10 protein-coding genes and 1 pseudogene are annotated in these 11,565 nt (G+C 60.1%); 6 read left to right on the plus strand and 5 right to left on the minus strand.

All coding sequences use genetic code 11. The features are described from left to right. The 5 genes from KBZ15_RS09150 to KBZ15_RS09170 form a co-directional block, all read left to right on the plus strand. Positions 1–273: chemotaxis protein CheW (locus KBZ15_RS09150; protein WP_255014882.1), on the plus strand; the 273-nt coding region annotated here is incomplete at its 5' end. Further along, positions 270–1,847 (plus strand): methyl-accepting chemotaxis protein, encoded by a 1,578-nt coding sequence (locus KBZ15_RS09155; protein WP_255014883.1) that lies wholly within the window; start codon positions 270–272, stop codon positions 1,845–1,847. The genes KBZ15_RS09150 and KBZ15_RS09155, both read left to right, overlap by 4 nt. After that, positions 1,847–2,719, plus strand: coding sequence for a protein-glutamate O-methyltransferase CheR (locus KBZ15_RS09160; protein WP_255014884.1), 873 nt, complete (start codon positions 1,847–1,849; stop codon positions 2,717–2,719). The genes KBZ15_RS09155 and KBZ15_RS09160 overlap by 1 nt, the downstream gene beginning before the upstream one ends. Before the next feature lie 21 nt (positions 2,720–2,740). Next, on the plus strand, positions 2,741–3,793 hold the full coding sequence (locus KBZ15_RS09165; RefSeq protein WP_255014885.1) for a chemotaxis response regulator protein-glutamate methylesterase: 1,053 nt from the start codon (positions 2,741–2,743) through the stop codon (positions 3,791–3,793). A 9-nt stretch (positions 3,794–3,802) separates the two neighbouring features. Then, entirely contained in the window at positions 3,803–4,924 is a 1,122-nt protein-coding gene (locus tag KBZ15_RS09170; protein ID WP_255014886.1) for an adenylate/guanylate cyclase domain-containing protein, read from the plus strand. Here the strand turns inward: KBZ15_RS09170 and KBZ15_RS09175 are convergent. Both KBZ15_RS09175 and KBZ15_RS09180 read right to left on the minus strand, forming a co-directional pair. After that, on the minus strand, positions 4,893–5,549 hold the full coding sequence (locus KBZ15_RS09175) for an SIMPL domain-containing protein (protein WP_255014887.1): 657 nt from the start codon (positions 5,547–5,549) through the stop codon (positions 4,893–4,895). The genes KBZ15_RS09170 and KBZ15_RS09175 overlap by 32 nt on opposite strands. Before the next feature lie 286 nt (positions 5,550–5,835). Beyond that, positions 5,836–7,089, minus strand: coding sequence for an ATP-binding protein (locus KBZ15_RS09180; RefSeq protein WP_255014888.1), 1,254 nt, complete (start codon positions 7,087–7,089; stop codon positions 5,836–5,838). Between the two features lie 169 nt (positions 7,090–7,258). Between KBZ15_RS09180 and KBZ15_RS09185 the strand changes: the two are divergent. Then, a pseudogene (locus KBZ15_RS09185) lies at positions 7,259–7,509 on the plus strand (hypothetical protein); the annotation flags it as partial. Positions 7,510–7,794: 285 nt separating this feature from the next. Here KBZ15_RS09185 and KBZ15_RS09190 read toward each other — a convergent pair. The 3 genes from KBZ15_RS09190 to KBZ15_RS09200 are packed head-to-tail and all read right to left on the minus strand — an operon-like array spanning position 7,795 to position 11,421. After that, positions 7,795–8,691 (minus strand): glycosyltransferase family 2 protein, encoded by an 897-nt coding sequence (locus KBZ15_RS09190; RefSeq protein ID WP_255014889.1) that lies wholly within the window; start codon positions 8,689–8,691, stop codon positions 7,795–7,797. Beyond that, a complete protein-coding gene (locus KBZ15_RS09195) occupies positions 8,692–9,885 on the minus strand; it encodes a glycosyltransferase family 4 protein (protein ID WP_255014890.1) in 1,194 nt (397 codons plus the stop codon). A 15-nt stretch (positions 9,886–9,900) separates the two neighbouring features. Next, complete coding sequence (locus tag KBZ15_RS09200; protein ID WP_255014891.1) at positions 9,901–11,421, minus strand: hypothetical protein; 1,521 nt, start codon at positions 11,419–11,421, stop codon at positions 9,901–9,903. Positions 11,422–11,565 lie beyond the last annotated feature (144 nt).

The raw sequence follows: 11,565 nt of genomic DNA on the forward strand, positions 1-11,565 counted from the left end.
AGGGCCTGCATCATCGTTGTACACCACCATACCGCCGCAAGTCCTGACCAATTAGTCGGACTGCAGGTTGACCTGGTTGACGAAGTGGTATTCATTGAACAAAGCGCCATCGAACCCGTACCAGACTTTTGCGACACGGTTGACGGCAAATTCATTCAAGCGATGGCCAAATACAAAGATTCCGTTCTAGCAATTCTTAGTGTCGCTGAACTTCTCAAAGATGCCGGCAACCTCCAAACCACTACCGCCCTGGCACCGGAGCAAGACCAATGAAGCTCAATCTAAAAGTTCTAATTCGGGCCAATGCTGCCCTGGTCACAGTCGCATTAGTTGGCGAATTAATAGCTAGCACCATTCTCAGCAGAACGATCTCGATCAACAGCCCTGCCTATGAAAAAATTGTTGCCAGCAAGGATTTGATAGCCGACATACTGCCGCCACCAAACTTCATTATCGAGCTGCATTATTACGTTACCCGGGCCATGCTGGATGCTACCAACATCGCCAATGGGAAGGCGGTGGCCAGCTCGGCGAATATATCAAGGCTTAGCAGTGCCCTGCCAAGGCTTCAGCAAGCCTATGAAGAGAGGCTAAGATATTGGGGTGCCAATAAGTATATCACCGAAGAAGAGAGATTTTTGCTAACCAAGGATTCAAATGCCCTGGCCAGCAACTACATAAACTTGGTCGGCTCAAGCTTGTTGCCTGCGCTGACTTCAGGCAACAGGCAGACCGCTTTGGCGGTATTTAAGGAGCTGGACAAACTGTTCTATGAGCACAGTCAAATAAATGATAAGCTGGTTAACATTTCTAACCTGGAAATAATTAAGAGCGAGCAGGAAGCCGCCGCCAGCGCCCAGCGGGCAAACCAAATACTGCTGCTGATCACACTTCTACTGCTGGCAACAGCCTATGTAGTTCTTTACATCATGCAAAGGGATTTTGCCAGCCCCTTAGATAGGATTGTCACTGATCTTGGCAAGGGCTCAGGGCGCTTTCTCCAAGTTTCCAATCAGATTGCCGACTCCAGTAATCAGCTGGCCCAGGGCGCAAGTGAGCAGGCCAGTGCCATTGAAGAAACCAGTGCCTCCCTGGAGGAGATGTCAAGCATGATCCACTCCTCAGCCCGCAATGCTGATCACGCTAGAACTTTAGCCAGCGAATCCCAGGTAAGTGCCAGCGAAGGCATGGCCAGCATGAAGGAGATGACCGAAGCCATGGCCGCGATAGAGCGCTCAAGCAATGAGGTTGTCAAAATTGTTAAAAGCATTGATGAGATCGCCTTTCAAACAAACATTCTTGCCCTCAATGCTGCCGTAGAAGCGGCCAGGGCTGGGGAAGCCGGTGCAGGCTTTGCGGTAGTTGCCGAGGAGGTACGCTCCCTGGCCCAGCGCAGTGCGGCCGCAGCCAACGAATCAGAAACCAAGATCGAGGCCTCGATCAAAAGCAGTCGCCAAGGGGCCCAATGCTTGACTGGAGTCGGAGAATCATTCAGCCGAATTGGCAGTAAAGTTCAGGAAACACATAACCTTGTTTCCGAAATTGCCCTGGCAACCAAAGAGCAAGCGCAAGGCATTGAGCAAGTCACTATTGCCATTCAGGAAATGAGCAAAGTGGCCCAATCCAGCGCCATCAATACAGAGCAAATCGCCAGCGCAGCCGAAGAAATGCGCCAGCAAGCATCGATGCAGCAACAAACCGCTGGAGCGCTGCGTGCGGTGATAGATGGTTCCTCAAATGAGCTGGCCAGTGAGCTGGATGGCAAAAATAGCTCGGCAAAACCGGACCCATCCGGCCAGCAAGATCGGCCAGAATCAAATTTAGATGAGCATTTTAGCAACTACTGATGGTTGTTAGCAGCACAGCAAGGCAGGGGCCATCTGAGCAGCCCATATCTAACTCCGTCTACCAGGGCATCCGTGAACTGGTTCACAAGCATAGCTCCATCAAGCTGGGCGACAACAAGCAAACAATGCTAACCAGCCGCCTCAAGTCCAGGCTGCTGCAACTAGGCCTAAAATCCTGGGACGAGTATTATCGCTATATCAGCCAAAGCCAGAATAATGCGGAGATCCATACCCTTATCGACCTTGTTGCCATCAACCACACCCAGTTTTTCCGTGAACTGCAGCACTTTGATCGGCTTAGCTCCGAAATACTAGATCAAATTTTGGCAGAATGCCCGGGTGCTGCCAGCAAATTATTAGCCTGGTCTGCCGCTAGCTCTACAGGTGAAGAGGCCTATTCGCTGGCAATCACCATCAGTGAGCACCTGGCCAAGCAGGCAGGACCCAAGCCTGACTGGCTGGTATATGCCAGTGACATTTCCAGCAAAGCCATAAAAGTGGCCACAACGGCTATTTACCAGGAAGCGAGCCTAAACCTACCCCAGCCTCAGTTTTTGCAGCGCTACTTCAAGCGGGGCCGCGATATCTATGAAAGCAAATGCAGGGTCAAGCCAGAAATTCTCGACCACGTCAAAATTGAAAGAATTAATCTGTTCCAGGAAACCTACCCCCTACCGGCACAACTTCATCTTATTTTCTGTCGTAATGTGCTCATTTACTTTGCCCAAGACTCCCAATCCCAGCTGGTTTCCAGATTGCATCGCATGCTCACACCGGGCGGATTTCTGGTGATCGGGCACTGCGATAGCCTGGCCTGCTTCAAGCATGATTTCCAATCCCTTGGTGGCGGTGTCTACCGCAAAAGCTCTTAGTCGCTTGCATCTCTACTCCCCATGACCAGAAAAATCCGAGTCTTGGTGATTGACGACTCTGCGCTCGTTCGCAAGACCATCACCGACACCCTGCAGATGGATCCTGATATTGAGGTTGTCGGCGTTGCCAACGATCCCCTGATCGCCATGGACAAAATTCCGAAACTCCATCCCGATGTGCTGACCCTGGACATGGAGATGCCACGCATGGATGGCCTTACCTTTCTCCGCCAGCTCAAGCAGGAGAACTCCCCCCTACCAGTAGTGGTGATCAGCTCCCTGACCCAGCAAGGCTCCAAGCTGGCCCTCGATGCCATGGAGGCTGGAGCCAAGGAGGTGCTTGCCAAACCCGACGGCAGCAGCTCCATCGGCGCCCTGGCCGGCAAGCTGGCTTTTCATATCAAGGCCGCCGCCAGGGCCCGCAGGGATCTTGCACCCCTGCCCACAACCAAGCTCCAGCCCAACCTGCCCAGCCGTCCCCGAGCCCCTGCGGGAATGGATCGCCGCCTGGTGGTGATCGGCTCCTCAACTGGCGGCGTCGAGGCCTTGCGTTACATCCTGCCTGCCCTGCCAGCCGATCTGCCGCCCATTGCCATCGTGCAGCACATCCCGGCCTACTTTTCCAAGGCCGTGGCCGAACGCATCAACGGCCTCAGTGCCATGGAGGTGCGGGAAGCAGCCGACAATGATCCACTGCTGCCGGGCGTCTGCCTGATTGCCCCGGGGGACTATCACATGATGATCGTCAAGCAGGATCAATACCGGGTGCGCCTGGTGCAAACCCCGCCAGTTCACCACTGCCGGCCGGCCGTGGATGTGCTGTTCCGCTCCGCAGCGGCCGTCGCCGGAGCGCACACCCTGGGGGTGGTGCTCACCGGGATGGGGCGAGATGGGGCCCGCGGCCTGGGATCGATCAAGGAGGCGGGCGGCTGTTCCCTGGCCCAAAACGAAGCCAGCAGTGTGATCTACGGCATGCCCAGGGCCGCCGTTGAACTGGGTGTGGTCGACCGCAGCGTCCACCTGCAGGCCATGCCCCAGGCCATTGTGGAAACCCTAAACACCATCAAACCCTGAGCCCCTGGCATGGACGAATCTGAACTGCCCGGCGCCGAGCTACTCAGCGCGGCCCGCATCCTCGTGGTGGACGACAGCAAAATGCTGCGCATGGGCATTGCCCGCTCCCTGCGTCAACTGGGAATTGGGCAGATTGAGGAGGCCGTCGATGGCCAGCATGCCCTGGAGCGCCTCAAGCAGGAGGAATTTGATCTGATGCTGCTGGATATGGAGATGCCCCAGATGAATGGGCTCGCCGTTCTTGCTCGCATGCAGGCCAATTCGGAGCTCAGGAGCCTGCCCGTAATTGTGATATCTGGCGGCGAATCAATAGACGAAGTGGTGGCCTGCATTGAGATGGGTGCCGAGGATTACCTGCCCAAACCCTTCAGCCAGGTGCTACTTAGGGCACGACTTACCTCATCACTGGAGAAAAAAAGGCTGCGCGATCTGGAAATCATCCAGCGAAAACAGCTGGAATCCCAACACCTCAGGCTGATTCAGGAACAGGAAAAATCAGAGCTGCTGCTGCTCAATATTCTGCCGGTTGCAATTTCAGAACGGCTCAAGGGTGGCGAACAACGTTGCGCCGACAGCCACGCCAATGTCTCAGTCTTATTTGCCGACCTGGTGGGCTTTACCAGGCTCTCCCAGGGCATGACCGCCAAGCAATTAGTTGAGGTGCTCCATAGCCTCTTCTCCAAATTTGACCAGTTGGTGGAGGATGCCGGCCTCGAAAAGATCAAGACCATCGGCGACTGCTACATGCTGGTGGGAGGCCTACCGGAGGCCCGAAACGACCATGCCAGGGCTGTGGTCTCCACGGCAGTAAACATGCTGGAAGCCATGGCGCAGTTCAACCAGGCCAACCAAACAGACCTGAACATGCGAATTGGCATCCACAGCGGCCCGGTGGTGGCAGGGGTGATTGGCAAAAACAAATTCACCTACGACCTCTGGGGCAATACGGTGAATGTGGCGAGCCGGATGGAATCTAGCGGCACCCCGGGGCGGGTACAGATTTCTACCCAGACGGCCGAATTGCTGGATGACACCTTTGCCCTGGAATCCCGCGGACTGGTCCAGGCCAAGGGCCTGGGCGAGGTTGCCACCTTCTATGTCAACGGGCGCAGAAGCGCACCTGCAGACTGAGCCGATCCACAGGCGCAGCCAGCTCGGCCGGATCAAAAGGGGCTGCCTCCGCCACCATCACCATCTTTAGCCCAGGCCTGGAGCCCCCTTCCAGCAACACCTCAATGGGCATGAGCACCCCCTTGAGCCCCATGGCACCCGCTATATCCAACCCCTGCTGCAGGGCGTCCTGGTAGGCGGCCCGCAGCAGGGTGGCGCGGGCGGCCCTATCCCCCGGCCGATCGGCCTCGGTCGCCACCGGGGCGAGCCGAACCCCCTGCAGCCCGCCCACCCCCCGCACCAGGGCCTGCAGCCTGGCCGGTGCCAGCTGGCCAGACACCTGAAGGCTGGCCACCACCCGCTCAGGGCTAGGGCGACTGGCGGGCCGCTGCCAGGTGGTGGGGGAGGTGACCTCCAGGTCAACCACCTGGAGATTTTTCAAGCTGGTGCGCACCGCGGCAAGGCGCCCCTGCAGGCTGGCCAGCGCGGCCTCGCTGCTGGCAGCCTCCGCTTCCAGGGCCAGGGAAAAGCGCAGGTTGGCTGTGATTCGCTTGAGTTCGGCGCTGCCCCGGGCCTCCAACAGGGTGCCGCTGCAGGCGAGCTGCACCTGGCTCTGGGCCAAGCCGGCCGCGGGAAGCAAGGGCAACAGCAGGGGCACAACCCAAGCCAGTCTCAAAGTGTGGAATCGAGTCAAAATGTGGAGTTGGCTCAAAATATAAACTTACTCGAAATATGGCATTACTCAAAATATGGAGCCGAAAGGCGCAACTCGAAGGCTCAATGACCGGAGCAGGAGGAGACGCATGATCAACAGATCGCCCAGCTTGGCCAGCGCGCCAGCTTGTCCGATTCGCCACCGCAGGCTGACGATTACTACCGGCAGCACATCAAGTTGAACCTTCGCACCGAGATTGGGAAGCCCGAGGCCGCGATCAGGGCCCGAACGCCCCCACCGGCACCACCACAACCCCATCATCACGTCGATAGCCATAGCCCTTGCCGCAGATCACAGCGAGGAAACTTGGCGGGCCGGTTCGGCTTGTGTCGATCTGGCGGGCGAAGTGAAGCAGGCCAGCGGCTGCCTGCTCCACCTGACCTTCGCCCAGCTTGATTTCGATCGCTCCCCAGCGGCCGTCGCGCAGCTGCACGATCGCATCCACCTCCACACCGTAGTGATCGCGGTAATGGAGCACCTCCCCATCCAACGGCTGGCTGTACACCCGCAGATCCCTGATTACCAGGGATTCGAACAGCAGGCCCAACAACTCCAGATCCGCCAGCAGCCGCTCCGGGCCAGCTCCCAGCGCTGCCACAGCCAGTGAGGGATCCACGTAATGCCGTTTCGGTGCCTTACGCAGCCTTGCTCTGGAGCGCAGGTGGGGGGCCCAGGCGGGTTGATCCTCGATCACCATCAGCCGCTCCAGCGCCTGCAGGTAGTCGGACACGGTGCGCTCATCCAGTGCCGCGCCCCCACCCACCGCATCGGCGGCCAGAGTTGCCAGGCGCGCCTCCGTGGCCGAATGCCGCCCAAGGGCCCGCAGCAGATACCCAACCTTGACGGGATCACGGCGATGCTCCCCCACCCGGCTGATGTCCACTTGCCGAACCTGTTCCAGGTAGTCGCGGGCGGCCCGCAGCGCCGCCTTCACCGGCCGGCCCTGTTGTGCCGGCCATCCGCCGATGCTGATCAGGGCGCAGAGATCCTGCACCGTGAGGCCGGGATCGGCCGATCGTGGGGCCTCACCCGCGAACAGCTGCTGCAGCGACACCCCACCCGCGGAGACACCTGCTTCGAACAGGGTCATCGGACGCATCCGCAGGAAGGAGAACCGCCCAGCGCCGGTGTGGCGATCAGCGTCATCGGCCGGCACCGACGATCCAGTCAGCAGGAACTGGCCTGGCTGATCCGCGGCATCCACGGCCCGCCTCACCTGATTCCACAGCCCAGGTTCTACCTGCCATTCATCCAGCAGCAGGGGCCTGGCGCCTGTCAGAACCAGCGCTGGATCAACGGCCAGTGCCTGCCGAGCCGCGAGGTCTACGTCCAACAGCACCCTGGAGGCCGCCTGCTGGGTTGCCGTCATGGTCTTGCCGCAGGCCTTCGGTCCCTCGATCACGACAGCCCCTGCGGACTGGAGCTGATCCAGCAGCTCGGCATCGACGATTCGGGGGCGATACGCCGGCATCCCTGCGCCTTGATGGGGTGGTTGCCGACAGCTTACTGCTGCTTTTGCCGCCTCTTTGATGCTGCTTTTGCCGGCATTCTCCTGCGGAGTTCGCCGTCCCCTCCATGGGGTGTTCGCCGAATCCGGTTTCGATCAGATGCGCAGCCCAAGGCGGAGGTCCTCCAGCGGGCTACCGCTGACCACATGGTTTCTAGCCTTTTATCTGATCGGCCAGGCCCTAGCCATAAGGCTTCCACGCAGCGGTAAACTGGGATCTGTGTACTAGAGCTCAGCCGCCACTTGAGCGTCAACTACGACACGGCCTGGCTGCTGCACAACAAGATCCCCATCGTTGCAGCCGTCTCCTTGAACGAAGCGGGTCATCCAATTCACGTCAGGATCACAGCCGTAAATGGCTTTAGCTCAGAAGCAATCTCTGACTGAGCCTGCTTCCGCTTCAACCGTCGATTCTCGATGGCTGGGATGACAGAGCGGATCACCAATGCGGTCTGCTGCTGCATGCCGCTCACAGAAAGGAATCTCAGGGTCGCGGAGGTTTATGGGTAATCAAGTCGCTGCTTGAGGATGACCGCCACGCCCCTCTGCTGCCGGTTCCACTGCCGATCCCAAGCCCTGGTACCCCGTCGCCGAATAACATCCAGTTGCCGACGGGCTATGCCCCTTTCCCCCGGCAGACCCTGCACCGCCGTGCGGCTTCGGCGTGGCTTATGCCGAGCGGGCGAGGCGCCTTCGCCACTGGTTGATCGCTTCCTGCGCAAAGCCGCATACGTTGGCGGTCTGCGACAGCCCTAACAGAATCGCCATGGCAAGGCGCTGCGCCGGGGAGCCCGCAGCGCTCTTAAAGGGGCTGGCGAACAAACGGAAATAGAAGCCGGGCGATTGGACACGGATGGGCGGGCGCCCCGACTCGCCCATCCGTTTTAACAGTTGGTGGGCCCCTTGCCCGTAGCGAAAATGTTGCCGCCAGTACCCAGACAGCGTAAGAAAGTGAGAGTGATAAACCAGCGCGGCCGGCGAATAAATTAAGCGCCCGTTGGCCGCCCAACGGGAACAGAAGTCGCGATCCTCGCCAGCAGGGAGCCGAAACGTGACATCGAAACCGCCAAGCGAAGCAAACAAGCTGCGCGACATCGCGAAATTGTTCGAGGTGAAGAAGCGACCCGAGTCCGTGAAGGCGTCGTAAAGAAAATCAATCAGTTGCTGGCTGGCGGCGGAATACCGATTGCCGGAAAGAGCGTTCACGGTATGGCCCCCGACCAGAGCGTCCGAATGGGCACGGAGCGTGACGGCGAGAGTGGAGATCCAATCGGGAGACGGCTCACAATCATCATCGGTGAAGGCCAAGTAGCGACCCTTCGCGTGGCTGGCACCAAGGTTGCGGGCGCTGCCCGGGCCGGAGCGGGGCTGGGTTACGAAGACACATTGAGAGAAACTTTGGACCGCGAAATCGCGGACACTTTCCAGCCCTCCGCCTCCATCGTCGGCAACGATCACCTCGAACTGGTCGCGCGGGAAGTTCTGGAGGGCGAGCGCGCGCAGGCAGCGCACCAGTTCGGCGGGGCGGCGATAGGAGGGGATGATGACTGAAAATTCCGGCTCCATTTAGGCCGTCTCCGCCTTGGCTTGCAACAAGCGCGCGTAGAGATCGGCGAACCGGTCCACATTGCGTTCGAGAGGGAATCGCGCGAGGGCATTGCGACGGCCGGCCGCGCCAGCCCGCTCGGCGACGGCCGGGTCCTTCAGAAATACTTTGAGCGCCGCCGCCAGTGGTTCCGGGCGGATGGTGGCGTGCAAACCCGTTTCGCCGTGGACCACGATTTCCGCCAGACCGCCCGCGCTGCTTACGACCGCGGCTGTTCCCCGCATGGCGGCCTCGACGGCGACGAGGCCGAAGGGTTCCTCCCAAACCGACGGGATGGCCTGCACCCAGGCATGCTGCAATATCTGCTCCATGTCCTGTTGCGATTGCTTTCCATGGAAGGTGACGCAGTCCGCCAACCCCAGTTCCCGTGCCAGGGCGCGCACGGTGGACAGATCCGGTCCGTCGCCGACGACATCGAGAAGCAAATGGGGAAACTCACCGTGGAGCAGATGACAGGCCCGCAGCAGAACGTCCACACCCTTTTCCGGCACCAGACGGCCCGCAAAGCCGATGCGTGGCGGACCAGCCAGGGGCGGCCTGGGGCCATGGTCGTTGACGCCGCCATAGATGACCTCCACATTCCGAAACGACGCTTCCTCCAGGCGCTCCCGCACGAAATGGCTGATGGCCACGACCCGGTCCACGGCGCCAAACCAGGTTCTCATGGCTCGCATCTGGAGCATCAAAGGTACCCAGTCGCGCAGGGGGAGGCACCCGTTCCGGTAGCAGTCGAGCCCCCACGGAACCCGGCACGCCACTCCGCCGGGGAGCATGCGGATGCCGATGGGACAGAGCGCGCGCTGCCAATGGGCATAGTAGACACACGGGATTGATTCAAACTCCGGGGACTGGAGTACACGCATCAGCAAGGGCGAGAGCTGCGTGAGGAAGAGATTCAAATGAACGACGTCCGGCCGGAAATCCCGCAGCGCCTGGCGGAACGCCGAAGCTGCCCAGGGATTCGCACTCTGCAGGAAGGTCCGGAAGGAGGAGGTTGTGCCGAAGGCCAGATAGTCGACCGCAGGGTCGCCGGCTTTGCTGCCGGCGGTAGAGGTGAGGACGCGCGTCTCATGACCGCGGGTACGCAGTCCGTCGCGCAGCCCAAAAAACTGAATCTCTGCACCGCCGTTCAGACCTCCGTAGTCGCTGACCAAGAGAATTCGCATAGGTCAGGACGCCAGGGCATCCCGGCCGGGCAGGGAGGCCGAAGGTGGTTCGCCAAGGAGGCGTAGGAGTGTGGGAGCGATATCGAGAATGGAGCAGTCCTTGGAGGCGGAAGGCTCGATGGCCGGCCCCCGGAAGGCGGCGAAGCCCGGCGCGCCATGGAAGGAATCGCGGAAGAAGTGGGGGCGGCCCTGGGTGATCTCCCCCTGGGGATGAACGACGCTCCGCAGGAAATGCCGGGAGGATTTCCAGTGCACGAAGAGATCGGGCAGGAGCTGGCTTGGGCCGTCGATGAACTCGTTGGCGGTTCGAAGGACCGAGGCGACGGCGGGTTTGCCTGTTACCGGATCGATTAAGGCGCGGAACTGGCGTTCGAGGTCATTGATCAGCTCTTCGTAGTCGCGCCCCGGAGCCACGCAGCCGGTTGGCTCGCGCCCTTTCAAGTTCACGCGGATGTGCGAGCTGAACAGGCCTGGGCCTGTCGGCACAACGAACGCCCGCGAACGGCGGAAATCCATACTGCGCGCGAACCCGCTACTGAGCAGCGATTGCTGCAGGCGATCGGGAAGGAGCGCGCTGATCTGGAAGCGCAGGGACTCCGGCAGCAGGTGGCGGGCAACACCGAGGGGACTCCAGGAAACGCCGTCGCCGGTGAAGGGGACCTGGTAGCCAAGCAGTTCCAGGAGCCGTTGACTGAGTTCCTGGGTGGGGTATTGGTCTTTGACCCCATATAGCGACAGCAGCACTTCGGTTGAATCCGGCGGAAGAAGTTTCTGGATTTCGCCGATCTCCCGATCGGCCTCCTCGTAGACGGTTCGCACGCCGTGGGCGAGCTGGCGGTGGGGGTCGCGCGGATCATCGCGGCCTTGCTGGAACGGCCAGAGCAGATGCACGATGTCGTGCAGGTTAATTCCAACAACCAGTAAATCGAATTCGTTTCCGCGAATCAGTTCGTGAAACAGCAGGCGCCTTCGCTGTGACAAGTCCAGATTGAGCGCGAGCTGCCGCTGGTAGAAGTCCAGTGGTTCGTGGAATTGTTTGAAACCCGGATTGCGGCGTCTCCCCCAAATTCGACGGACGAGCGCGCGGGCGGAATCGGGAATTGCGAAGGGCGGGCCGGCGGCATAGGTTTCCTGGTGGGCCAGGAGATTGTGGACCTGCGCTCCGCCGGTGTAGGCGCCCGGTGTGACTTCGATGGGGTCCAGGATGAGGGACCGGAAGTTGGGATTTTTGCTGGACTCCCAGCAGGGGCGGGCGTGGGCCGAGGCGAGAGGTTCGGTCTCCAGTTCATACGTCCCGGGTTTGAGGCGACGGGCGGAGTAGTAGCCGTGCTGTGTCGCCGGGACGCCGGAATAAGCCGTGAGCCAGGAGCCGACCTCATCCCAGTAGCCGGGTCCGCCAATCCGCCGGAGGGCGGAATTCCGCCACAGCCCGGCGATATGCGGGAGGCGGCCTTCGGCCATCCACGGTTCGAGGAGAGAAAGGTCGGCAGCGTCGAGGGCGTAGATAATTACCGGCGCGGCCATGTGCGTATCCCTTTCCTTCCCATCATAAGGGCACCTCGAAAAATACGATCAGCCCTTGCGTTGAGGCGGCAATAGCTTATAATTTGGATAGTTAATTGCATCCCTAGTATGGGCCAAAGAGGCTTCTGGGACGAGCAGCAGAGG

Origin of the sequence: Cyanobium sp. BA20m-p-22, assembly GCF_024346275.1 — a bacterium.
In the GTDB taxonomy this organism is placed as follows: Bacteria; Cyanobacteriota; Cyanobacteriia; order PCC-6307; family Cyanobiaceae; genus Cyanobium_A.